The organism is Streptomyces sp. NPDC005931, from assembly GCF_042871235.1.
Classification (GTDB): Bacteria; Actinomycetota; Actinomycetes; order Streptomycetales; family Streptomycetaceae; genus Streptomyces.
The window spans coordinates 241,075-263,945 of sequence record NZ_JBIAIG010000010.1; the positions used below are offsets into that span (position 1 = coordinate 241,075).

At 73.4% G+C, this 22,871-nt stretch carries 22 protein-coding genes and 2 pseudogenes; 9 read left to right on the plus strand and 15 right to left on the minus strand.

Features of this window, described 5'->3' with window-relative positions:
- Nucleotides 1-8: 8 nt before the first annotated feature.
- Both ACFYOV_RS23505 and ACFYOV_RS23510 read right to left on the minus strand, forming a co-directional pair.
- Nucleotides 9-620 carry a DUF4291 domain-containing protein gene (locus ACFYOV_RS23505; protein ID WP_389090338.1) on the minus strand — a complete coding sequence of 204 codons (612 nt, stop codon included), beginning with the start codon at nucleotides 618-620 and terminating at the stop codon, nucleotides 9-11.
- A gap of 40 nt (nucleotides 621-660) precedes the next feature.
- Nucleotides 661-1,259, minus strand: a pseudogene (locus tag ACFYOV_RS23510) (hypothetical protein).
- A 264-nt stretch (nucleotides 1,260-1,523) separates the two neighbouring features.
- Between ACFYOV_RS23510 and lnt the strand changes: the two are divergent.
- Nucleotides 1,524-3,089 (plus strand): apolipoprotein N-acyltransferase, encoded by a 1,566-nt coding sequence (gene lnt / locus ACFYOV_RS23515; RefSeq protein WP_389090339.1) that lies wholly within the window; start codon nucleotides 1,524-1,526, stop codon nucleotides 3,087-3,089.
- Here the strand turns inward: lnt and ACFYOV_RS23520 are convergent.
- Nucleotides 3,013-3,918, minus strand: a complete 906-nt coding sequence (locus tag ACFYOV_RS23520; RefSeq protein WP_389090340.1) for a Gfo/Idh/MocA family protein — start codon at nucleotides 3,916-3,918, stop codon at nucleotides 3,013-3,015. The genes lnt and ACFYOV_RS23520 overlap by 77 nt on opposite strands.
- Nucleotides 3,890-5,113: an FAD-dependent monooxygenase gene (locus ACFYOV_RS23525; protein ID WP_389090341.1), complete on the minus strand. Its 1,224-nt coding sequence runs from the start codon at nucleotides 5,111-5,113 to the stop codon at nucleotides 3,890-3,892. Before ACFYOV_RS23525 ends, ACFYOV_RS23520 begins: the two co-directional genes overlap by 29 nt.
- Before the next feature lie 77 nt (nucleotides 5,114-5,190).
- Here ACFYOV_RS23525 and ACFYOV_RS23530 point away from each other — a divergent pair, with 77 nt between their 5' ends.
- Together ACFYOV_RS23530 and ACFYOV_RS23535 are read left to right on the plus strand one after the other, a co-directional pair.
- Nucleotides 5,191-5,781, plus strand: a complete 591-nt coding sequence (locus tag ACFYOV_RS23530) for a TetR/AcrR family transcriptional regulator (protein WP_389090342.1) — start codon at nucleotides 5,191-5,193, stop codon at nucleotides 5,779-5,781.
- A 43-nt stretch (nucleotides 5,782-5,824) separates the two neighbouring features.
- Nucleotides 5,825-6,337, plus strand: coding sequence for a DinB family protein (locus ACFYOV_RS23535; RefSeq protein WP_389090344.1), 513 nt, complete (start codon nucleotides 5,825-5,827; stop codon nucleotides 6,335-6,337).
- Nucleotides 6,338-7,067: 730 nt separating this feature from the next.
- Here ACFYOV_RS23535 and ACFYOV_RS23540 read toward each other — a convergent pair.
- From ACFYOV_RS23540 to fabG, 5 genes are all read right to left on the minus strand, one after another.
- Nucleotides 7,068-7,589 (minus strand): hypothetical protein, encoded by a 522-nt coding sequence (locus ACFYOV_RS23540; RefSeq protein ID WP_389090345.1) that lies wholly within the window; start codon nucleotides 7,587-7,589, stop codon nucleotides 7,068-7,070.
- A 170-nt stretch (nucleotides 7,590-7,759) separates the two neighbouring features.
- Nucleotides 7,760-8,443, minus strand: coding sequence for a uracil-DNA glycosylase (locus ACFYOV_RS23545; RefSeq protein ID WP_389090346.1), 684 nt, complete (start codon nucleotides 8,441-8,443; stop codon nucleotides 7,760-7,762).
- A 90-nt stretch (nucleotides 8,444-8,533) separates the two neighbouring features.
- On the minus strand, nucleotides 8,534-10,120 hold the full coding sequence (locus ACFYOV_RS23550) for an ABC transporter substrate-binding protein (RefSeq protein ID WP_389090347.1): 1,587 nt from the start codon (nucleotides 10,118-10,120) through the stop codon (nucleotides 8,534-8,536).
- A gap of 190 nt (nucleotides 10,121-10,310) precedes the next feature.
- Complete coding sequence (locus tag ACFYOV_RS23555) at nucleotides 10,311-11,069, minus strand: SDR family oxidoreductase (protein ID WP_389090348.1); 759 nt, start codon at nucleotides 11,067-11,069, stop codon at nucleotides 10,311-10,313.
- Nucleotides 11,070-11,081: 12 nt separating this feature from the next.
- Nucleotides 11,082-11,843, minus strand: a complete 762-nt coding sequence (gene fabG / locus ACFYOV_RS23560; RefSeq protein ID WP_389090349.1) for a 3-oxoacyl-ACP reductase FabG — start codon at nucleotides 11,841-11,843, stop codon at nucleotides 11,082-11,084.
- 311 nt (nucleotides 11,844-12,154) lie between these two features.
- Here fabG and ACFYOV_RS23565 point away from each other — a divergent pair, with 311 nt between their 5' ends.
- Nucleotides 12,155-12,643 (plus strand): excalibur calcium-binding protein, encoded by a 489-nt coding sequence (locus tag ACFYOV_RS23565; protein ID WP_389090351.1) that lies wholly within the window; start codon nucleotides 12,155-12,157, stop codon nucleotides 12,641-12,643.
- A 24-nt stretch (nucleotides 12,644-12,667) separates the two neighbouring features.
- Here the strand turns inward: ACFYOV_RS23565 and ACFYOV_RS23570 are convergent, their stop codons facing one another.
- Together ACFYOV_RS23570 and ACFYOV_RS23575 are read right to left on the minus strand one after the other, a co-directional pair.
- Entirely contained in the window at nucleotides 12,668-13,051 is a 384-nt protein-coding gene (locus ACFYOV_RS23570; protein ID WP_389090352.1) for a DUF3037 domain-containing protein, read from the minus strand.
- Entirely contained in the window at nucleotides 13,048-13,812 is a 765-nt protein-coding gene (locus ACFYOV_RS23575) for a HipA family kinase (RefSeq protein WP_389090353.1), read from the minus strand. The genes ACFYOV_RS23570 and ACFYOV_RS23575 overlap by 4 nt, the downstream gene beginning before the upstream one ends.
- Nucleotides 13,813-13,962: 150 nt before the next feature.
- Here ACFYOV_RS23575 and ACFYOV_RS23580 point away from each other — a divergent pair, with 150 nt between their 5' ends.
- A complete protein-coding gene (locus ACFYOV_RS23580) occupies nucleotides 13,963-14,502 on the plus strand; it encodes a Rieske (2Fe-2S) protein (RefSeq protein WP_389090355.1) in 540 nt (179 codons plus the stop codon).
- Between the two features lie 180 nt (nucleotides 14,503-14,682).
- Nucleotides 14,683-15,150 (plus strand): pyridoxamine 5'-phosphate oxidase family protein, encoded by a 468-nt coding sequence (locus ACFYOV_RS23585; protein WP_389090356.1) that lies wholly within the window; start codon nucleotides 14,683-14,685, stop codon nucleotides 15,148-15,150.
- Between the two features lie 39 nt (nucleotides 15,151-15,189).
- On the opposite strand, the gene ACFYOV_RS23590 is transcribed toward ACFYOV_RS23585, so the two are convergent.
- Nucleotides 15,190-16,113, minus strand: coding sequence for a LysR family transcriptional regulator (locus ACFYOV_RS23590; RefSeq protein ID WP_389090358.1), 924 nt, complete (start codon nucleotides 16,111-16,113; stop codon nucleotides 15,190-15,192).
- A gap of 74 nt (nucleotides 16,114-16,187) precedes the next feature.
- On the opposite strand from ACFYOV_RS23590, the gene ACFYOV_RS23595 reads away from it, so the two are divergent.
- Nucleotides 16,188-17,135 (plus strand): DMT family transporter, encoded by a 948-nt coding sequence (locus ACFYOV_RS23595; protein ID WP_389090359.1) that lies wholly within the window; start codon nucleotides 16,188-16,190, stop codon nucleotides 17,133-17,135.
- Nucleotides 17,136-17,772: 637 nt separating this feature from the next.
- On the opposite strand, the gene ACFYOV_RS23600 is transcribed toward ACFYOV_RS23595, so the two are convergent.
- Nucleotides 17,773-19,110, minus strand: a complete 1,338-nt coding sequence (locus ACFYOV_RS23600) for an aminotransferase class I/II-fold pyridoxal phosphate-dependent enzyme (protein WP_389090360.1) — start codon at nucleotides 19,108-19,110, stop codon at nucleotides 17,773-17,775.
- Nucleotides 19,111-19,145: 35 nt separating this feature from the next.
- On the opposite strand from ACFYOV_RS23600, the gene ACFYOV_RS23605 reads away from it, so the two are divergent.
- Nucleotides 19,146-19,826, plus strand: a complete 681-nt coding sequence (locus tag ACFYOV_RS23605; protein ID WP_389090361.1) for a pyridoxamine 5'-phosphate oxidase family protein — start codon at nucleotides 19,146-19,148, stop codon at nucleotides 19,824-19,826.
- Between the two features lie 10 nt (nucleotides 19,827-19,836).
- Nucleotides 19,837-20,445 (plus strand): annotated as a pseudogene (locus ACFYOV_RS23610) (FMN-binding negative transcriptional regulator); the annotation flags it as partial.
- 91 nt (nucleotides 20,446-20,536) lie between these two features.
- Here the strand turns inward: ACFYOV_RS23610 and ACFYOV_RS23615 are convergent.
- Both ACFYOV_RS23615 and ACFYOV_RS23620 read right to left on the minus strand, forming a co-directional pair.
- Nucleotides 20,537-21,493, minus strand: a complete 957-nt coding sequence (locus tag ACFYOV_RS23615; RefSeq protein ID WP_389090363.1) for a DMT family transporter — start codon at nucleotides 21,491-21,493, stop codon at nucleotides 20,537-20,539.
- A gap of 289 nt (nucleotides 21,494-21,782) precedes the next feature.
- Nucleotides 21,783-22,823: a DMT family transporter gene (locus ACFYOV_RS23620; protein WP_389090364.1), complete on the minus strand. Its 1,041-nt coding sequence runs from the start codon at nucleotides 22,821-22,823 to the stop codon at nucleotides 21,783-21,785.
- Nucleotides 22,824-22,871 lie beyond the last annotated feature (48 nt).

The following is a 22,871-nucleotide window of genomic DNA, read 5'->3' on the forward strand; positions in this document are numbered from 1 at the left end:
GAAGATCCCTAGGCTCGCAGATGCGCGAGAACGTCTTCGTCCAGGGGGTAGGGCCGTTCCTCGGGCAGCAGCCCGGCCGCCCGGTCCGGCTCCCCCGCGCGCACCAGACCGTGGATCTCCGCCGCCAGCGGCGTGACGTCCTCGATGCCCACGATCCACTCGTCGGCATACCGGGCCGCCGCCTCCCCGGCGAGGCCGAGCTGCAGGGAGCGGTACGGCAGCGGATCGAGGTGCAGATCCCGCTCCGGATCCCACTGCACCCGCGCGGGCGACTGCCGCAACTGCCGCTGCCACCCCGCCCGGTCGCCGTGCAGGGCGGGCACGAGGTGCGACAGGCATGCGTTCCGCAGGGCCCAGACGAACCCCTCCCGGCTTATCTCCACGGCCAGCACGGTCTCCTGGTCCTTCTTCGTGCCCCAGCCGCAGCGGTACATCATCCACAGGAACGACGGCTTGATCCAGGTCATGCGCTCCCGCTTCCAGGCCGAGGGAAAACGCCCCTGGCGGGCCGCCGCGCGGCCGATCTCCGGCCGGTACGCCTGGTACACGGTGACGGTGGACTCGGTGTGGTGAGCACGAACCTCGAACACGGGCCGCTGCCGGGCCGACTGATCATTCACACCCCCAGCCTCGCCCCCCGCCCGCGGTCAGGGCCACTGATTATCCGCTCACCCCGTGGCCGGGGGCCCGGCAGGTCCCCAAGGACAGGTCTCCGCTCGTCGCGACGGCCAGGGTCTGCCCGGAGGGCGAGAAGCCGAAGGCCCGGAGTTCGCAGTGGTCCGCGTGGAAGATGTGCCACCACCGACCCGCAGGGGCCGCAGTGGGGCAGCCCGCCGTCCCGGGACAGCAGGACGCGTTCATGCGGCCGGACCGGCGCGACGGCCTCCAGCATCCAGCCGTCCGCGGTCGTGGTGTGCAGTCCTCCGCCGAAGAGGCCGACGAGGGGCACCCGGCGGCCGGCGACCCGTCCCAACCCCGGGCATGACGGATCAGGTCCGGCGTCGGGCGTACTGTCCTCCGGGCCCGGATCCCGTCCCGGGCGATCTTCTCCCCGGTGACGTGCGAGACGACCATCACCAGATCGTGCCCGCTGTCCGGGTGCGCGGCGAAGCCGATCCCGAGGAGCCCCCTACGGGGGCGCAGGGCTCGACGACTGGCCGCCAGGGCTCGGGAGCGGGCACCACCGGGGCGGCAAGCAGCCGGTTCCGCAGTGCCCGCCGGTATGCGGACGGCTCCGGTTCGGTCCCCGGTCGCTCCACCCGGGCCGCTCTCCTGGTCCGCTTCCCCACCTCCCCATGATCCACGCTCCGGGCCTCGGTCCGGGCGACCGGTCGTGCGCACCCCGAGCCTCGTGTGCTGGGCCCCGACGAACCCACGGCGCCCGAGCGGCGTGGTCGTGCGGGAGAAAGGGTGCCGTCTTCCCAACCGACAGCGGGCCGGTGTGATCAACTGATCACGATACGGTCTATCCGGGATCTTCCCCGGGGCGCACACTGGAGGCACCACGGGGTAGGGAGGCGCCTATGAAGACGCTCGGCCACTGGCTCGCCTCCCCGTGGCGGCGCTCGACCGCCGCCGCGGTCCTGGGCGCCCTGCCCGTCCTGTCCTTCCCCGCCCCGTCCCTGTGGTGGTTCGCCTACGTCGCCCTGGTCCCCTGGATCCTGCTGGCGCGCACCGCGCCCACCGGGAAACGGGCGGCCTGCGACGGCTGGTGGGGCGGGTTCGGCTTCATGCTGGTCATGCACCACTGGCTGCTGCCGAACCTGCACGTGTTCACCTTCGTGATCGCCGCGCTGCTCGGCGCCCTGTGGGCGCCGTGGGGCTGGCTGGTGCGCCGGCTGTTGGGCGGGGAGCCGTCACGGGGGCGCGTCGCGGCCTCGCTCCTCGTACTGCCGTCGGGGTGGCTGGCGATCGAGCTGGTGCGCTCCTGGGAGGGGCTGGGCGGGCCCTGGGGCGTGCTCGGTGCGAGCCAGTGGCAGGTGGAGGCGGCACTGCGGCTGGCCTCGGTCGGGGGGATATGGCTGCCCAGCTTCCTGATCGTGGCCCTGAACGTCGCCGTGGCCGTGCTCGTCGCCCTCCGCTCCGTCCGGCTGCCCGCCGTCGCCGCGCTGGTCGCCACGGCCACCGTGGCCTCCGCGGCGTGGGAGTGGTCGCCCCGGCCGGCCACGGACGACCGGGTCCGCATCGCGGTCGTGCAGCCGGGTGTCGTGACCGGGCCGGACCGCCGGTTCGACCTCGAGGAACGGCTCACCCGCCGGCTCGCCGGACAGGATGTCGACCTGGTGGTCTGGGGCGAGAGCAGCGTCGGCTTCGACCTCGCCGAGCGGCCCGACCTGGCGCGGCGTCTGGCGGCGCTGTCCCGTGCGACAGATGCCGAGATCCTCGTCAACGTGGACGCCCGGCGCTCCGACAGACCCGGCATCTACAAGAGCTCGGTGCTGGTCGGCCCGGACGGCCCGACCGGTGACCGGTACGACAAGATGCGGCTGGTGCCGTTCGGGGAGTACATCCCGGCCCGCTCCCTGCTCGGCTGGGCCACGTCCGTGGGCAAGGCGGCGGGCGAGGACCGGCGGCGCGGTGCGCGGCAGGTGGTGATGGACACGGGCGGCGGGCTGAGGATCGGCCCGATGGTGTGCTTCGAGACCGCGTTCCCCGACATGAGCCGGCACCTCGCCGGGGACGGCGCCGACGTCCTGCTCGCCCAGTCCTCGACGTCCACGTTCCAGCAGAGCTGGGCCCCCGAGCAGCACGCCTCGCTCGCCGCCCTGCGGGCCGCCGAGACCGGCCGCCCCATGGTGCACGCGACCCTCACGGGCGTCTCCGCGGTGTACGGCCCGGGCGGGCAGCGCCTCGGTCCGTGGCTCGGCACGGACACGAGCAAAGCGCAGGTGTACGACGTTCCGCTCGCCCACGGCACCACGCCCTACGTCCGCCTCGGCGACTGGCCGCTGCACACGGCGCTGCTGGTGCTGGCCGCCTGGGCCGTCGCCGAGGTGCTGCGGAGCACGCGGCTCAGGCGGTCCGCTCCCGCACCGCGCGCACCACGCGCTCACACAGCTCATGGGTCGCCAGCGCGTCCCGCGCGCTGAGCACCCGGCCCGCGCGCACGGCGTCGAGGAAGGCCAGCACGGCCTGCTCGATGCCGCGCTGCCGGGCCACCGGAACCCAGTCGCCGCGCCGGCGCACGGTCGGCTGCCCCTTGTGGTCGATCACCTCGGCGAGGTTGACCACCTGCCGCTTGGTGTCCTGCCCCGAGACCTCGAGGACCTCCTCGGCCGAGCCGCTGAGGCGGTTCATCACGCCGAGCGCGGTGAAGCCGTCCCCGGCGAGCTGGAGCACCACGTGGTGCAGCAGACCGTCCTCGGTGCGGGCGCGGACGGTGACGTCGTCGACCGGCCCGGGCACCAGGAAGCGCAGGGTGTCGACGACGTGGATGAAGTCGTCGAGGATCATCGTGCGCGGTTCCTCCGGCAGCCCGATCCGGTTCTTCTGCATGAGGATGAGTTCGCGCGGATGGTCGGCGCACTGGGCGTAGCCGGGGGCGAAGCGTCGGTTGAAGCCGACGGCCAGGCTGGTGCCCCGCTCCTCGGCGAGCGCCACCAGCCGCTCCGAGTCGGCGAGTTCGTAGGCGAGCGGCTTGTCGACGTAGGTGGGGACGCCGGCCTCCAGCAGCCGGGTCACGATGTCGGGGTGGACCACGGTCGGCGCGTGCACGAAGGCGGCGTCGAGGTCCTGGGCGAGGAGCGAGTCGAGATCGGCGTGCCGTTGGCCGGGCGGCAGGTGGAGGCCGTCGGCGACCCGGGCGAGCGTGGCCGGCGTACGCGTCTGGAGATGCAGTTCGACCCCGGGCTGGAAGGCGAGCACCGGAAGGTAGGCCTTCTGCGCGATGTCACCGAGTCCGATGCAACCGACCTTCACGGGGTGTGCTCCTCTGACGATTGCCTGCCGCGGTCCGTTCGGAAGCATACGGGGACTGCGGCGGCCGCCAGTCGGCGATCCCGTCGAAGCCGCGCAGGACCAGCGCCGGACCGGCCTTCGACAGCGCGGTGAGGGCGGTGTCGCGTACGGCGATGCCCAGGCGGCCGGTCATCATGTTGAGGCGGGCCACCCTGACGGCCTTGCGGGCGATGGCGGTGGTGCGGGGCAGCCGGGCCGCGGTGTAGGCGGCCAGGTCCTCGGCGTGGTGCGCCAGCGTGACGGCGTCCTCGACGGCCTGGTTGCCGCCCTGCCCCAGGGTCGGCGGCATGGCGTGCGCGGCGTCCCCGACCAGCGCGACGCGGCCGCGGTGGAAGGCGGGCAGCGGCCGGGTGATGTGGTGGACGTCGTGCCGCAGGACGTCCTCGGGGCGGACGGCGGCCAGCACAGCGGGGATCGGGTCGTGCCAGTCGCCGTAGCGGCGCAGCAGTTCGGCCTTCTCGTCGGCCGCGCGCCGACCGGCAGGCGCGACGGCCGCCCCGTACGCGTACACACGGCCGTCCTTGAGCGGGTGGGTGCCCCAGATACGGCCCGGCCCCCAGGTCTCGTGCGAGGAGAACCGCACCCCGGGCAGCGGGACGACCACCCGCCAGGTGGTGAATCCGGAGTACTCGGTGCCGGGATGGTCGGGGAAGAGCACGCGGCGCACCCCGGAGTGGATGCCGTCGGCGGCCACCACCAGGTCGGCCTCCAGTTCGCCGTCGGGGGTGCCGACCCGGGCGGGCCGGTGTGCGTCGCCGGGGTCGAGGACCGTCGCCTCGGCCGCTGTGCGCACGGCACCGGCGGGGATCCGGGCAGCCAGGTGGTCCACGAGGGTGGCGCGGTGCAACAGGACGAGAGGACCGCCGAAGCGCTCGGCCGCGGCGGCGGCGCTGGAGCGCGAGAGCCACCGGCCGCTCGGTGCGCGCAGTCCCCCGTCGCCCTGCCAGGCGGACAGGGCGCGGATGTCGTCGCCCAGCCCGATGACGTCCAGGCCCCGCAGCGCGTTGGGGGCGAGCGAGATGGCCGCGCCGACCGGTTCCAGGGAGCCGGCCCGCTCCAGCACCGTCACCCGCACGCCCTTGCGGTGCAGGGCCGCGGCGGCGGTCAGGCCACCGATCCCCGCACCGATCACGACGGCCCGCCTCACCTGTGCCATGGCTCCTCCGAACTACAGATGTAGTGCCCGATGCCTCGACTGTACTACAGACGTAGTGAGGCGGGTAGCTTGACGTCATGTCCGTACGCACCGCAGGCGCCCACCGCGCCGACCTCGTCGCCGACACCGCCCTCGCCCTGCTCGCCGAGCGCGGGATGCGCGGCCTCACTCACCGGGCGGTCGACGAGTCGGCGGGCCTTCCACAGGGCTCCACGTCGAACCTGGCCCGCACCCGTCAGGCCCTGCTGGAGCTGGCGGTGCGACGACTGGCCGACCGCGAGGCACGCGTTCTCGCGCTGCACGAGATGCCTGACCCGCGGGCCGGCGCCGACCCGGTGGTGCACGCGCTCGCCCTGGCCACCCACCGCGCCCTGACCCGCAACCGGGACCTGACGCTGGCCCGCTACGAACTCGCGCTGGAGGCCACCCGCCGCCCCGAACTGCGGGCCTACTTCGACGCGGCCGGCGCCCGCTTCCGCGAACAGCTCACCGCCTTGGTCACCGCCCTCGGCTCGAGGGACCCGGAACGGCACGCACTGTCCCTGGTGGCCTGGGCGGACGGGCTGCTGTTCTCCTGCGTGGCGGGGTCGTTCAGCGCGCGTGTCCCCGGTCCCGAGGAGGTCGGGGCGAGCCTGCGGGAGCTGCTGGACGGGATGATCGGCAGCTGAAAACCGGCTGGATGCGCCGCCTCCGGTGCAGCACGATGCGGGCATGACCACCGAGCGCCGCATCCCCGATCCGCACGCCGACGAGCGCACCATGCTGGAGGGCTGGCTCGACTTCCACCGGCAGACCCTCGCGTGGAAGTGCGAGGGCCTGAGCGACGACCGGCTCAGGACGGCCGCCGTGGCACCGTCCACCCTGTCCCTGATGGGGCTGGTACGGCACATGGCGGAAGTGGAGCGCATCTGGTTCCGCAAGGTGCTCGCGGACGACTCACCCGGCCCGATCTACTTCAGCGACGCCGACCCCGACGGCGAATTCCGGCTCAGCGAGGCGGACACGTGGCAGGAGGCGTACCGCACCTGGCAGGCCGAAATCGGAATCGCCCGGCGCATCGCGTCCGGATTCGGCCTGGACGACGACTCCAGGGCCGTGAGCCGGATCGGCGGCGGTCCCGTGACCCTGCGCTGGGTCTACACCCACATGATCGAGGAGTACGCCCGGCACAACGGCCATGCCGACCTGATCCGTGAACGGATCGACGGCGCGACCGGCGACTGACGTCACCCACGGCACCGGGGCCTGCCCCCGTACGGAGCGGGACGTCACCCGTGCGGGGCATCCTCCGCCTGTCCGCCGCACCCCGGGCCGCACGCCCCAGCAGAGTGGCGCGCGTGCAGCGAACGACGACCACAGCAGCGCTTCTGGTGACCGTGGCGGTCACGGCCCTCTCGGGCTGCGTAACGGTCCACCGTCCTCCCGTGCCCGGCCCGGCGGTGGCGACCCTGCCGCCGCACCCGCGCCCGGACGGGCGGACCCGGACGCAGGTCGTGCAGGCACCGGCGCGCGAGGCGCTCGAGATGATCGGCCCGTCGCAGCCCCCGAAACGGCCCGCGTCCCCGTCCCGCGGCCACGCGGCGCCCCCCGAGTGGGCCACACCGTCCACGGAGGGCAACGCCCGGACCACGCCGCCCACCCACCGCGCCGCCCGCCCCGCGCCGGCCCACGCCGCCCCCCCGCGTAACGGACCGCCCTCACCGGCCTTCCCCGGGCCTCTCCGGCGCCCCCGGCCCGATCGGCCCCGACCGGGACGTCTGTGCCCTCGGCAGGGAGTTGGGCGGCTGGCAACCGGACAGCCCGGAGGCGAAGGCCTGCAAAGACGCGTACCCGAACTGACCCGACGAGCCTCCGGGGACGGGGATCCCTCGCCGTATCCCGGCGCAGCGGGGTCGTGCGCGACCCGGTTCCGCCCGTGCCGTCGGCGCCGTGCCCGGGCCGTGTCCGGCGCTCCCTACGGACGCTGCCTCGGCGGTCCCCAGCCGCCCCCGCCCGGTGCCCCGCCCTCTCCCAGGCGGATCTCCAGTTCCCGGATGGCCGCCCTCACACCCCTGCCGTACGGATCGTCGGCGAGGGCGTGTGCCGCGCCGCGGGCCCGGCGCAGGTGGGTGCGGGCCGCGTCGGGGCGGCCGAGGCGGTCGTAGTCGGCGGCGAGGTTCAGCTGCAGTGAGGGGTAGAGCGCCCGCACGGCCGGGGAGCCCCCGTACGCGGTGAGCCGGTCGCCGGCCACTTCCTCCGCGGCCGTCAGGGCTCGCAGGTCCCAGGCGAGCTCGTCCTCGGGGTCGTCCTGCGTGTCAGCCAGGTAGTGGGCCAGGGTGCAGCGGTGCAGCGGTCCGCCGTGCTCGCCGATCTCCGCCCACAGGTCGAGCAGGCGGCGCCGGGCCTCCTCGCGGTCCCCGGCGTGGTGCAGGATCACGATCTGCCCGATCCGCGTCAGCACGGCGTCCGGCGCCGTCCGACCCTGTCGCTCCGCCACCGCGCCCTCCGCACCGCTCGCCGGCTGTCCCACCCCGACGCTAACCGCGGGCGGTGACATTCCCGGCGAGCCGCTCCGTACGGAGCCGAACGGCCCACGGGCACGAAGCCCGGGTGCGGGGATGCCCGGAGCCGCCCGGGCCGCTCCGGATCCCCGCTCCCACCGGAACCTCAGCCCAGGTTAGGGATCGTCCAGTCGATCGGCTCGTGCCCCTGCCGGGCCACCGCCTCGTTGATCTGGGTGAACGGACGCGAGCCGAAGAACTTCTTGGCCGACAGCGGCGAGGGGTGCGCGCCCTTGACCACCACGTGCCGCGTCTCGTCGATCAGCGGGAGCTTCTTCTGCGCGTAGTTGCCCCACAGCACGAACACCGCCGGGTCGGGCCGCTCTGCCACCGCGCGGATGACCGCGTCGGTGAGCCGCTCCCAGCCCCGGCCCTTGTGCGAGTTGGCCTCGCCGGCACGCACCGTGAGCACCGCGTTGAGCAGCAGCACGCCCTGCTCGGCCCACGGCATCAGATAGCCGTTGTCCGGAACGGGCGTGCCCAGCTCCGCCTGCATCTCCTTGTAGATGTTGCGCAGCGACGGCGGGATCCGCACCCCGGGGCGGACCGAGAAGCACAGGCCGTGCCCCTGACCCTCGCCGTGGTAGGGGTCCTGACCGAGGATCAGGACCTTCACCCTGTCGTACGGCGTCGCGTCCAGCGCCGCGAAGACCTCCTCGCGGGGCGGATAGACGGGACCCTTCGCCCGCTCGTCCTCGACGAACTCGGTCAGCTCCTTGAAGTAGGGCTGCTGCAGCTCGTCACCCAGAACCCCGCGCCAGGACTCGGGCAGCATGGCGATGTCGGTCACGTCAACGTCCTCACGATTGCGGTCACTTGCAGGCTCAAGAACCTACAGGCGACCACTGACAACCGGCCCCGGGGACCGCCGACGGGCGCTCTACCAGCTGGTCTTCCGGGAGAGCTCCCACACCATCATGATCGTCGACGGGTCCAGGGCCCGCTCGGCGCCCGAGATGTCCCGGCTCGCCGCCACGTACTGCCGGCCCTGCCAGAGCGGCAGCAGCCTGGCGTCGTCGACGAGGATCTGCTGGGCCTCCTCGAACTCCTTCACCACATTGGAGCGGTCGCTCTCGCGGCGGGACTGGGGCAGCAGCTTGTTGGTGATCTCGGTCGCCTCGTAGGGCGTGCCGAGCGCGTTCTGCTCGCCGACGAACGGCGCGATGAAGTTGTCCGCGTCCGGGAAGTCAGGGAACCAGCCACGCCCGAAGACCGGGTACTCGCCCTTCTGGTAGCCCGCCACGTACGTCTTCCACGGCCGGCTCTTGAGGGTGATGTCGAACAGCTTGGACGCCTCGAGCTGGCGCTCCAGTTCCTTGAACTCCAGTGCCGTCTCGGAACCGTAGCGGTCGGTGGTGTACCAGAGGGTGAGCGGCACCGGCTGGGTGATGCCCGCCTCGGTCAGGATCGCGCGGGCCTTGGCGACGCTCGGGTCGCCGTAGTCGTCGAAGAAGCCCGTGGTGTGGCCGGTCAGGCCCTTGGGGACCATGGAGTACAGCGGGTCGACGGTGTCCTTGTAGACCTTGTGCGCGATGGCGCCGCGGTCGACGACCTGGGCGATGGCCTGGCGGACGGCCTTCTTCCCTGCCCACGGATCCTTGGGGTTGAACACCAGGTAGTTGATGTCGGTGCCGCTGCCCTCGACGAGCTGGATCTCCTCCTTCTTGGAGGTCTTGCCCTGGAGGTCGATGACGTCCCCGGCTGCCAGACCGCGGTAGGTGAGGTCGATCTGCTTGTCCCGCAGCGCCTTGACCATGGTGCTGGAGTCCTGGAAGTAGCGTATGGTCACCGCGCTGTTCCGGCGCTCCGCGTAGCCCTTGTACCGGTCGTTGCGGACGAGCTCGGCCTCCTTGCCCTCGTCGTACGACTCGAGGGTGTACGGGCCCGAGCCCACCACGCCGCCGTCCTTGCGCAGTTCGCGCGCCGGGTAGCTGTCCGGGTCGACGATCGACATGGCGGGGGTGGCGAGCACGAACGGGAAGGTGGCGTCGGGCTTGTTGAGGTAGAAGACCACCTCGCGCTCGCTGGGCGCCTGGACCCGCTCGAGGCTGCCCAGCAGGCCGGCGGGGCCACCGTTGACGTTGATCGAGCGGACCCGGTCGATCGAGTGCTTGACCGCCTTGGCGTCGAGCGCGCCGCCGTCGGAGAACGTCAGTCCCTCGCGCAGTTCGCAGCGGTAGACCTGGTTCGAGCTGTCGGAGAACTCGCAGCTCCTGGCGGCGTCCGGCTGGGGCGTGCTCGCCCCGACCGGGTAGCTGAGCAGCGTCTGGTAGATGTTGCGGAACAGCTCCCAGGAGCTGTCCCAGGAGGCAGCGGGATCCAGCGTGCTGGGGGAGCTGGTGGTTCCCACGACAATCGGCCCCTCGTCCTCCGGAGTGTCGGACGACAGGACGCCGCACCCGGCGACCAGGGACGATAGGGACGCGATGGCCGCCACCCGCCGCAGGCATCGGTTCCGGTTGAACACGCGCACGCTCCTCGATCTGCCATACCAGAGGTCGGCAGACCATACCGCAGTGTTCCGCCCGGCGGCCCTCCCCGGTACGGTCCTTGAGATGGGGACCTCGATGACGACGTTGTCATCGTCCCCTTCGCCCCGAAACGCGGACACGGGCGCCGCTTTCGTCAAGGGGCGCCCGTGCCGGATCCGGTGCGCGTCAGGCCACGCCGGCGTTGAGGAAGATGCCGCCGTCGACGACCAGGGTCTGCCCGGTGACCCAGTCCGACTGCTCCGAAGTGAGGAACGCCACGGCGCCGCCGATGTCGGACGGCACGCCGAGCCTGGCCAGGGGATAGGCGGCCGCTGCCTCGGCCTCCCGGCCCTCGTACAGGGCCTCGGCGAACTTGGTCTTCACCACGGCGGGAGCGATCGCGTTGACCCGCACCCTGGGCGCGAACTCGTGCGCCAGCTGCACGGTGAGGTTGATCATCGCCGCCTTGCTGACGCCGTACGCGCCGATGAAGGGCGAGGGCGCGAGGCCCGCGACGGAGGCGATGTTGACGATCGCCCCGCCGTTGTCCTTCTGCCAGGCGTGCCAGGTGCGCTGGGCGAAGCCGAGCGCCGAGATCACGTTGGTCTCGAACACCTTGCGCGCCACGTTCAGGTCGAGGTCGGCGATCGGCCCGAACACCGGGTTGGTGCCGGCGTTGTTGACCAGGTAGTCCACCCGGCCGAAGGCCTCCATCGCCCGCTCGACGGCGAGGGCCTGGTGTGCCTCGTCGTGTGCCTTGCCGACGGCGTACACGGCACGGTCGGGGCCGAGTTTCTCGACGGCCTCCTTGAGTGCGTCCTCGTTGCGGCCGGTGATGCACACACGGTCGCCGCGTGCGACGAGCGCTTCGGCGACGCCGTAGCCGATGCCGCGGCTGGCGCCGGTGATGAGGGCCGCCTTGCCCGAAAGCTCCACTGAAGTCATGTTCCGTATTCCCTAGTCGAGCGGTCCGCCGGCCACGTACAGGACCTGGCCGGAGACGAAGCCGGCCGCTTCGCCGGTGAAGAAGGCGATCGCGTTGGCGATGTCCTCCGGCTCGCCGACGCGGTTCACGGGGATCTGGGTGGCGGCCGCCGCCTTGAAGTCCTCGAAGTTCATGCCGACGCGGTCGGAGGTGGCCTTGGTCATCTCCGTCGCGATGAAGCCGGGAGCGACGGCGTTGGCGGTGATGCCGAACTTGCCGAGCTCCTTGGCGAGGGTCTTGGTGAAGCCCTGGAGGCCGGCCTTGGCCGCCGAGTAGTTCACCTGGCCGCGGTTGCCGAGCGCGGAGGAGGAGGACAGGTTGACGATGCGGCCGAAGCCGGCGTCGACCATGTGCTTCTGGCAGGCCCGCGACATCAGGAAGGCGCCGCGCAGGTGCACGTTCATGACGGTGTCCCAGTCGGCGACGCTCATCTTGAACAGCAGGTTGTCGCGCAGCACGCCCGCGTTGTTGACGAGGATGGTCGGCGCGCCGAGCTCCTCGGCGATCCGCGCGACGGCGGCCTCGACCTGCGCCTCGTCCGAGACGTCGCAGCCGACCGCGACGGCCCTGCCGCCGGCGGCGGTGATCTTCTCGACGGTGTCCTTGCAAGCGGCCTCGTCGAGGTCGATCACGGCGACCGCGTGGCCCTCGGCGGCCAGTCGTACGGCGGTGGCGGCGCCGATGCCGCGCGCGGCACCGGTGACGACCGCGACCCGCTGCTCAGTGGTGGACATTGCTGTTTCTCCTCGCCCTTGGGATGCGGCTCCTGCGGCCTCGTGGGTGAGCGACCGCTTAGTACCTTCAGCAGACGTGACGCTAGAAGCCCTGGCACCCGGTGTCAACGGCACGTCGTGCTGTGTGATCCATTCCCCGCGCGTCCGGCGCCGGACCCTCGGATCTCCCACCGTGTTCGTCCCGCGCGGAAACGGCGGAAAACGGGGACGCGGGCGCCGAGCACCCGATCGGCGTACCGCGGAGCGCCGCGGCGCCGGACCGCCCCTAGCGTCGAAGCGCCAGCCGTTGTTGGCCGGAAAGGAGGCGCTCCATGCGCCGTCGCACCAGTTCCATAGGCACCCTCGTCGTGCTCGCCGCGGCCGTTCCGCTGGCCGGCACCGCTCACGCCCAGGACCTCGACTGCCGCGACTTCACGTACCAGGAGGACGCGCAGGCCCTGTTCGACACGGACTCGAACGATCCCCACCGCCTCGACGAGGACCAGGGACCGTACGACGGAATCGCGTGCGAGGCGCTCCCCCGGCGGGCCGGCGGGCACACGTCCTCCACCAGCTATCCTCAGCCGGCGCCCACCACCGCGCCCCCGGCGCCCACCACTGCACCCCCGACCGCGACGCCCACCGCCGCTCCGACGGTGCCCACGACTCCCGCCGCCGTCGCGCCGACCCGGGGTGTGCAGGGCGGAGTGGGCGGCTCGGCGGGCACCGGCCCGAGCGACTGGGACATCGGCATCGGCGCGGCGTTCCTGGCGGGCGGCGCGCTGGCGGCCGGCTACTGGGTCAGGCGCCGTCGGACCTGACGCGCCCCGGCGCGCTCCCGCCGGTCAGCGCACCAGCAGGTCGAGCAGCCGCTCCACCTCGGCCGCCGGATCGGCGGTGAGGCCGGTGTGCACGGGGCCGGGCTGGACCACGGTGGAGCGGGGCGCGATCAGCCAGCGGAAGCGCCGGCCCGCGTCGTCGCCCGCCGCCTGCCCGGCCGCACCGCCACCCGCGCACACGCCCTCGACGGCACGCAGCGCGGCCCGCACGCCGGCCACGTCCGCGTCCGGGTCGAGGGCCAGCAGCCGGTTCTCGTCCAGGTGGGTGCGGGCCGCCACGAACGCCTCATGGCGGCAGTACACGAGCACACCGGCGTTGATGCACTCGCCGCGTTCGACGCGCGGTACGACCCGCAGCACCGCGTACTCGAAGACGTGCCGGTCGTTCATGCGGTCCCCTCGATGCCGTGGATGCGCCGGTGGACGGAGGCGGCGCGGGCGAGCAGCGGCCGGGCGTAGGCGCGTCGCAGGTCCTCCGGGGTGTCGAAGCCGGGTTCGCCGGCCAGCCAGACGTCCGGGACCTCGGCGGTGACCTCGGCGAGCAGATCCTCGGTGACCCGCGGCGCTAGGTCCGCGGCGGCGGAGGCCACGTCCGGCGCGAAGGAGCGCAGGGCGTGGTCGGAGGCGTCGTAGGGGCGGGCCGCGGAGGACTCGGCACCGGGCCAGTTGTGGTGCCAGATCATGGTGGCGCCGTGGTCGATGAGCCACAGTTCGCGGCGCCAGCGGAGCAGGTTGGGGTTGCGCCAGGAGCGGTCGACGTTGTTCACCAGCGCGTCGAACCACAGGATCCGCCCGGCCTCCTCGGGGCTCACGGTGAAGGCGACCGGGTCGAAGCCCAGCGCGCCGGACAGAAAGTCCATGCCGAGATTGGTGCCCCCGCTGGACTTGAGCAGCTCCTGCACCTGCTGGTCGGGCTCGCCGAGCCCGAGCACCGGATCGACCTCGACCGTGGCCAGCGGCGGCACCCTGAATCCCAGCCGACGGGCGAGTTCCCCGCAGACGACCTCGGCGACGAGGGTCTTGCGGCCCTGGCCCGCGCCGGTGAACTTCAGCACGTAGGTGCCGAAGTCGTCGGCCTCGATCAGGCCCGGCAGCGAGCCGCCCTCGCGCAGCGGCGCGATGAAGCGGGTCGCGATGACTTCCTTGAGCATCGCCCCAGGCTACTGGCGTACCGCCGCGTGCCGGAGGCGACCGGGGACACGAACAGCGGGCCCGCGGGGAGCCGTTCCCGCTGAACGGCGCCGGGGCGTCGGCCGTACCTGTCCACGACCAGGCACCCGCCCAGGAAGGGGCACACCGGCATGACCAGCGCATCGCACCAGCCCTCCCGCAGGCTCCCGGCCCCGCTCGAGGAGGGCGGCAGCCCCGCGGGACCGGCCCGTCGTACCGTAGTGGCCGCGGCCGGGGCGACGGGGCTCGCCCTCGCGCTGGCCGCGTGCACCGGCTCCGGCGACGACGCGTCGAGCTCCGCCGTGGACTCCGGCCCGGACGCATCCGGCTCGCGGGACAAGGGCGGCGCCGGCGGCGACGGGTCGGGCGGTGGGGCCGCCGCCGGTGCCGCGCTGGCGGCGACCGCCGACATCCCGGAGGGCGGCGGCAAGGTCTTCGCGGACCGGAAGGTGGTGGTCACCCAGCCGACGGCGGGCGAGTTCAAGGCGTTCTCGGCGACCTGCACCCACCGGGGGTGCGCGGTGGAGAGCGTCGCCGACGGGGTCATCAACTGCCCCTGTCACAACAGCAACTTCTCGATCACCGACGGCAGTGTGCAGAGCGGCCCGGCGAAGAAGCCGCTGCCCGCCGTGCGGATCACCGTCAGCGGGGACTCGATCACCCTCGCCTGAGCGCCGGACCGTCGCGGGGGTGCGGCCGCCGCGCGTCCCCGCGACGGTCCGCGCGGGGACCATGCGGGCGGGAGAGGGCGGGAGCAGGCGACCATTGCGCGCGAGGGAGAGACGGCCCATCCTTTTCTGACGTGATGTCAGAGGATCTCTCTGGCACGACGTGGGAGAAGAGAGGACCGCATGTCCGCCACGCAGCGCCGGGGCCGGAAGATCATGATGACGCCGGGCGAGCTGGACGATTTCCTGACCACCCAGCGCACCTGCCGCGTCGCCACGGTGTCCGCCGACGGCGCCCCGCACGTCAGCACGCTCTGGTTCGCCTGGGACGGCACCTCGATGTGGCTGTACTCCGTGGTGCGCAGCAAACGCTGGTCCGACCTGCGCCGGGACCCGCGGGTGGCCGTCGTGGTCGACACCGGCGAGGAGTACGACGAACTGCGCGGCGCCGAATTGTCCGGGCGCGTGGAGTTCGTGGGTGAGGTCCCGCGCACGGGTGAGCTGCACGCCGAACTGGACCTGCCCGAGACGCTGTTCGCCCGCAAGAACTTCGGGCTCGACGAGATGCCGCACGACGGACGGCACGCCTGGCTGCGGCTGACCCCGGAGAAGGTCGTGTCCTGGGACTTCAGGAAGCTGGCAGCCCTGTGACGCACGCCGCCGCACGCCCCGGGCGCGCCACCCGCCCGCTCACGCCGGGCACCCGGCCGGCTCCCGCACCCTCTCGCCCGCAGCACGCAGCGCCGTCACCGCCGCCCGGATCGACGGCCTGCGGTCGGCGTCCGCGCGCCAGACGACGTACACGTGCCGCCGTACCCGCTGGGTGAGCGGTACGGTCACCACCCCGGCGGGCAGCGGATGCCGACCGAGCAGCGGCGCGATGCACACGCCGAGACCCGCGGCGACCAGCCCCAGCTGGGTATGGCTCTCGGCAGCGCGGTGCCCGATCACCGGCTCGATGCCCTTCGAACGCAGGGTGAACATCAGCCACTCGTGGCAGAACTCGCCCTCACCCCAGGTGATCCACTCGTCCTCGGCCAGGTCGGCGAGGTCCACCTCGTCCCGGCCCGCGAGCCGGTGGCCGACCGGGAGCGCCACGTCGGCCGGGTCGTCCAGGATCGGCGCCTTGACCAGGCCGTCGGGCTGCGGCATCGGCTTGTTGTACCAGTCGAGCACCACGGCGAGGTCGAGGTCGCCGCGCACCACTCCGGCGATGCCGTTCTCCGGCTCCAGCTCCCGTGAGCGCACCCGCAGTTCGGGATGCTGCCGGCGCAGGTCGGCGAGCGCGGCCGGGAAGAGTCCGCGCGCGGCGGTCGGAAAGGCGGACACCCGCAGCTCGCCGGCGACCTGCCCGCGGTGCGCCTCCAGGTCGGACTGGGCCAGTGCCACCTGGGACAGGATGCGTGCCGCGTGCTCGGCGAGCAGCCGGCCCGCGTCGGTCAGGCGGACGCCGCGGCCGTTCCTGGCCAGCAGTGGCTGGCCCGCCTCGCGCTCCAGCTTGGCCATCTGCTGCGAGACGGCCGACGTCGTGATGTGCAGCGCCTCGGCCGCGCCGCTCACCGAGCCGTGCCGGGCGAGGGCGTCGAGGGTGCGCAGGCGCTCCAGGTTCAACATATAAGCGATGCTACGAGATATCCGGTGCGAAATCTCGATTGTGCTACGAGATCGGCTCCCGCATCGTTGCGTGCATGAGCAGCGTCACCGCGACCACCGCCCCGAGCCAGGCCGGCCCCGCGCCGGACCGCCACCGTCCGCGACTGGACTGGCGCCTGCGCTTCGGCGCCCTGTCCCTGATCTGGGGCTTCAGTTTCCTTCTCATCAAGGTCGGCACCCAGGGCTACGCCCCGTTCCAGGTCACGCTCGGCCGTCTGGCGTTCGGCACGGCGGTCCTGGCGGTCGCCATGGCGGTGCGGCGGGAGCGACTGCCGCGCGGCGCGCGGACGTGGGGCCATCTGGCCGTGGCCGGCTTCCTGCTGAACGCCCTGCCGTTCTCCCTGTTCGCGTTCGCGGAGCTGACCATCCCGTCCACGCTGGCGGGCATCTGCAACGCGACATCGCCGCTGTGGGGCATGGCACTGTCGCTGGTGGCCCTGTCGGAGGACCGTCCGACCCGGCTGCGGGTGGCGGGGCTCGTCCTGGGCTTCCTCGGGGTGCTGACGGTGCTGGGCGCCTGGCAGGGCTTCAACGGCCTGGACGCCCGCGGCACGGCGATGGCCCTGCTGGCCTCGCTGAGCTACCCCGTCGGCTGGATCTACGTCCGCCGCACGCTGGCCGGCAGCAGCCACTCGAACCTGTCGCTGACGGGCGCGCAACTGCTCCTCGCCACCGTTCAGCTGGCCGTCGTCACCCCGCTGTTCACCAGCGTGCCGGCGGGCTTCGCCGTCGGACCGCTGCTCGCGATCGCGGCGCTGGGCACCCTGGGCACGGGCCTGGCCGTACTCGTCCAGTACGGCCTGGTCGCGGAGGTCGGCCCGACGACCGGCCAGATGGTCACCTACTTCGTCCCGGTCATCGCCGCCGCCGCGGGCATCACGATCCTCGGCGAGACCCTGACGTGGTCGACCCCGGTGGGCGCGGTGGTCGTACTGGCCGGCGCGGCGCTGACTCAGGTACGGCCGAGGAGGACGCGGGGCTGACGCGGGCGGGGCGGAAAGCGACGGCGCAACGGCGGCCCCGGGCCCGGCGCGAAAGCCGAAGCGTCGCGGCGTTGGACGGTGTTGCGGCGGCCTGCGAATACCGAACGGCGGGGAGGCGGATGAGGTCCGCTGGGGCGTGCCCCGCGCGGGGCGACGGTACGACGGGCCGCGCTCCCGCGCGGTACGAACACCAACAACACCTCCGGTCGGCGCGGTACGAACACCGACGACACCCCCGCGGGGTGCGAACACCGCGGGCGCCGCGGCACAGACGGCGCGAAGCCCCGCCGGCGGGTGCGCCAGGCCCCGATGCGGAAAGAGCTCCCGCGGGGTGCGGACGCCGGTGCAGCCCGTGCGCACCGCGCGATGGATCCGCCGAGCTGTCCGACGCCGGGCAGCCCCTCGTCGAGCCCGTCCGAAGCCGGGCAGTCCCCCGCGCGGGACGAACGCCGGGCCTCTGTGACGCCACGCCCGCGCAGCCCGCACGGCGGGCACCCCGGGTGGGTGGCGCGGGAGGCCCGCGCAACCGGTGCCAAGAACCCCCGGTGACGACGTCCGAAGCACCCCCGCACGGGGCGTCCTCGGAACGCCCGCCCCGACCAACGCACCGAGGGGCACCGCTCCCGGCACGCCTGCCTCACACGTACGGCCTCGTGACTCCTCCGCCCGCCCCCAGCGCCCCGGCGACCGCCTCGCTCAGCGGTTCGATGTCGTCCTGGGTGAGGGTCGAGACGGTGACGCGGATGCCGGGCGGTGCGTCGAGACGGAAGCGGGCACCGGGGGCCACCGCCCAGCCGGCGTGCAGCAGACGGGCCACGGCACCGGTCTCGTCCGGTACGGGAATCCAGACGTTCAGGCCGCTGCGCCCGTGCGCCGTGATCCCGCGCCGGGCCAGCGCCGCGATCAGCGCCTCCCGTCGCCGCCCGTACCGCGCCGCGACGGCCGCCGGGTCGACCGAGCCGTCGGTCCACAGCCGTACCACCGCCCGCTGGGTGAGGCGGCTGACCCAGCCGGGCCCCAGTCGCTGCCGGCCGCGCACCCGGTCGAGGGTGACCGGGTCCCCCGTGAGCACGGTGAGCCGCAGGTCGGGGCCGTACGCCTTGGCCGCCGAGCGGGTGAGGGCCCAGTGGCGGGTGACGCCCGCGAGGGGGTGCAGGGGGAGGTCGACGATGTGGTGACCGTGATCGTCCTCGATCAGGAGGGTGTCGGGGTGGTCCGCGAGGACGGACCGCAGGGCACCCGCGCGTGCGGCGCTCACCGCGGCGCCGGTCGGGTTCTGCGCCCGGTCGGTGACGATCAGCGCGCGTGCTCCCCCCGCCAGGGCGCGGCGCACACCGTCCGGGAGCGGCCCCTCGTCGTCGACCCCGACGGGGACGACGCGCAGCCCCAGCGCCGGGACCAGGTCGAGCACGCTCCCCCAGCCCGGATCCTCGACGGCGACCGCGTCACCGGGCCTGAGGTGCGCCGCCAGCACCCGCTCGAGCGCGTCCAGCGCGCCGGAGGTGACGGCAAGGGGACCCTCCGGCACTCCGTCGGCGTCCAGCCCGGCCCGGGCCAGCCGCTCCAGGTCGGGCTCCACCGTGGCGTGCCCGTAGAGCACCGGGTCCCGGTCGCCCTGCGCGGCGGCCGCCGCGAACGCCTCGGCCAGCGGGGGCAGCAGCGCCGGGTCCGGGTTTCCGTCGGACACGTCGCGCACGCCCTCCGGGATGTCCACTCGGATGAAGTCGCGGGCCGTGGTGGCCGGCTTGGACCGCACCCGGCTGCCCCGGCGCCCCGCGGTCTCGATCACGCCGCGCTCGCGCAGGGTGCGGTACGCCGCCGCGACGGTATTGGGGTTCACGCCCAGCTGTTGCGCCAACTCCCGCATGGGCGGCAGCAGTTCGCCGGGACGCAACGCCCCTTCCCCCACCGCGCGCTCGATGTTCGCGGAAATGTCCGCTGCACGCCGCCCACCGATCCGATAATCTCCTAGCACAAAGAAGATTATGCACTAGTGCAATGGAGAACACCATGTCGGGGACCCATCCGCCGCACCCCTCCGCCACCTACCCGCCGACCGAGCGCACTGTTCCCACGCGCTCGCCCGAACGCGCGGCGTACGACAAGGAGCTGGTGCACGCGATACTCGACGAGGGCTACGTCTGCCACCTCGGCTTCGTCCGGGACGGCGCGCCGGTGGTGCTGCCCACGCTCTACGGCAGGGTCGGTGAGCGGCTCTACGTGCACGGCTCGACGGGCTCGCGTCCGCTGCGGGCGGCCGGGCAGGCCGACCCCGGTCTGCCGGTCTGTCTGACGGTCACCCACGTCGACGGGCTGGTACTGGCCCGCTCGGCCTTCCACCACTCGATCAACTACCGCTCCGTTGTGGTGCACGGCCCGGCGTACGACGTGACGGACCCCGAGGAGAAGCGGCGGGCCCTGGACGCCCTGGTCGACCACGTGGTTCCCGGCCGCGCGGCCGACTCGCGCCCGGCCAACAAGAAGGAACTCGCCGCCACCGCCGTGATCCGCCTCGACCTGAACGAGGTCTCCGCCAAGCTCCGCACCGGTGGCGTCAACGACGAGCCCGAGGACCTCGCCCTCCCCCACTGGGCCGGGGTCGTGCCCCTGCGCAAGGGCTACGAACCCCCGTTCGCCGACCCCCACCTGGCCCCGGGCACCGCGGTGCCCGGCTATCTGACGGCTCTGTGATGGCGGTTCCCCCTGGGATGCCGCCCGCGACGACTCCGAGGGGTGCGGCCGGCCGGCCGCGCACGACGTCGGCCGCCTCGCGGTCGATGGCCTGCCGGGTGAGCCGCCGTACGTCCAGCCGCTGCACTTCGCCTACGATCCCGAGCGCGGCGAGGCCGTCACCCACCTGGCCCGGCCGAACCCCCTGTGGCGGGCGCTCGAGACGGATCCGGCCGTCGAGCTGAGCGTGGTGGACGACTACGTCTTCGTCCCTGGCCCGTGGCAGGCCGAGCCGAGGGTCCCGGCCGAGCACGGTGTCCCGACGAGCATCTACGCGGCTGTCCAGCTGCGGTGCCCGGGCCCATGTCGTGGACGACCCGCAGGGGAAGGCCGCGCTGCCCGACCGCCGGGTCGGCCACTTCCAGCCGGAGGGCGGCTCGGCGTCGGCGGCGGGTGAGGCACCGTACGGCAGGCTGTTGTCCGGATCCGCGGGCTGCGGCTGGAGGTCGTGCACGTCGGGGCGAAGTTCACGTACGCGGGGAAGCGGTCGGAGGCGGTGCGGGACCGGATCGCGGCCGGACCGACCGAGCGGGACGGCCCGCGCGACGCGGCGGCGCTCGGTCGTCTCACCCGACGGCAGCGGGTCTGCGTCCGGGAGCGAGCCCGAGTACCGAGCGGGCCGCGCCGCCCGCCGGAGGGGCCCTCCCGCCGAACGGCATGGCTCCGTGGGGTCACACCAGCACCGCGTCCGGGTCGTCGGAGCGGTTGCGCGCGCCCCGGGCCTCGCCCGCCGCGAGTCCCGCGACCGAGCCCAGCATCAGGAGGGTGCCGGCCAGTGTGGCCGCGGTGAGCCGCTCACCGATCAGGACGACTGCCAGCACCGCCGCGCCGACCGGCTCCAGGAGCATGATCACGGACACGGTGGCCGACCGGACGACGGCCGCTCCGGCGAAGTAGAGGCCGTAGGCGAGAGCCGTCGGCACGGTGGCGATGTACACCAGGAGGCACAGCAGCAGGCCCGGCTCGTCGGTGTGCGGCAGCAGCCCCTCCGCCCCGGCGAACGGCAGCAGCACCAGGGTCGTCACCGCGAACGCCCCGACGGTCGTGCCGGAGGAATCCGTACCGCCGTCGCGCCCCCACCACCGGGTGAGCAGCGTCATCGCGGAGTATCCGGCGGCCGACAGCAGCGCGAGCAGCACGCCCCACGGCTCGACGATCGCCTCCCCGTCGCCGAGGACGAGCACCACGAGTCCGGCGAGCGCGCCCACCACGGCGGCGAGCCCACCGCGCCCCAGACGCTCCTTCAGGGTCACCCGCGCACCGAGCGCGATGAGCACGGGCCCGGCACCGAGGGTGACGACGGTGGCCACCGCGAGTCCCGTGGCCTCGACGGCCGCGAAGTAGGCCGTCTGGAACACCGCGAGCCCCACCCCGGTGGCGCCGGCCTTCCGCGCACTGCGCGCGAACGGTTCGCGCACGGCGGTGCGGTCGCGCCGGAGCAGCAGCCGGGCGGCCAGCAGCAGCACCAGTCCGGTGGCGCAGCGCCAGAAGGAGAGGGCGACGGGCCCCATGTCGCCGGCCCGGTAGACCAGTGAGGCGGCGGCACCCGCGGTGCCCCAGGCGGCACCGGCGACGATCAGATAGAGCAGGCCTCGCCCGACGGGCAGGCCGGAGACAGCGTTCGACACGTGTTCTCTCCGCAGATGCGCACGCCACACGCGCCACGGCGCGAGGCGTGGGAGTTCGGAAGGACCCCGGGTGCGGACGGATCGGCCTCGGTGCGGTCGGGCCGGGGCCGGACCGCACGGGAGGCCGCGCCGCGTCAGGCGCGGCTCGAGCCGGGTGGGCGGGGTCCGTGGACTTCGTCCGCGGGCAGCACCGTCACGCCCGGCGGCGCGCCGGGCGGATGGACCGGAGGGCCCGCCTCAGGCGGCAGGCGGCGGGAGAACGAGTGCGGTCGCATGCATGATCAGCACCTTAGGTGGCCGTTCCTCGGGCGGACAACTCCCTTTCGGGTCCACCGCTCGCCACCGGCCGCTCGGAGCCCCTGGCCGGTGCGGAGGACTGCGCGATGAACGCGCCCGTGAGCACGACGACGCCGCCCACGATCTGCGGAGCCGAGAGGTGCTCGCCGAGCAGCACCCACGCCAGCACGGTGGCGATGACCGCCTCGAGGCAGGCCACCACCCCCGCGACCTGCGGCGAGAGCCGGCGCACCGACAGCACCCCGGTGACGTACGCGACGACCGTGGCGATCAGGACGATCCAGGCCAGGAGTACGAAGGCGGCCACGGGGGTGCCGTTCATCCGTGCGCTGCCGGTGAGCACCGACCAGTCCATGGACCAGGGACGGGCGACGAGGGTCAGCACCCCGGCGCCGACGAGCAGCCCGTACGCGATCACCCCGAGCGGGTCCGGCGCCTCGTCGCCGGCGTCGCTGCCCTGGTCGGACAGGACGAAGTAGCCGACCTGGCAGCAGGCGGCGCCGAGCGCGAGCAGCAGACCGAGGGCGTCGAAGCCGAGGCCGGACCACACCTCCACGACACAGGCGAGCCCTCCGACGGCGAGAACGACGCCGACCGCGGCGGCGCGCGTCACCGGCCGGCGCTGCACGAAGCGGACCCAGCCGAGCACGAGGGCCGGCGCCAGGTACTCGACCAGCAGCGCGACCCCGACGGGGATGCGCGAGATCGCGGCGAAGTAGCAGGCCTGGACGCCCGCGACGGCGAGCAGTCCGAATCCGGCGAGCAGCCCCGGGTTGCGGCGCAGCAGCGCCCGGTGCCGGACGGCGAGCGGCAGCATGACGAGGGCTGCGCCCGCCACGCGCAGCCACACCACGTGGAGCGGGTCGAGGCCCGCCTCGATCAGCGGCTTGGCCGCGACACCGGAACCCCCGAAGGCCACCGCGGACAGCAGCGCGAGGCCGAGCCCCACGCCTCGTCCCCGGTTGCTCCGAGCACTGACAGAGGTATGCACCGGCTCATGATGACAGGCGCCGACAGGAGCGTCACCCCCCATGCACCTGTCTCACCGTCCGGACGGGGTGACCGGCGTCGCGGGGGCCGT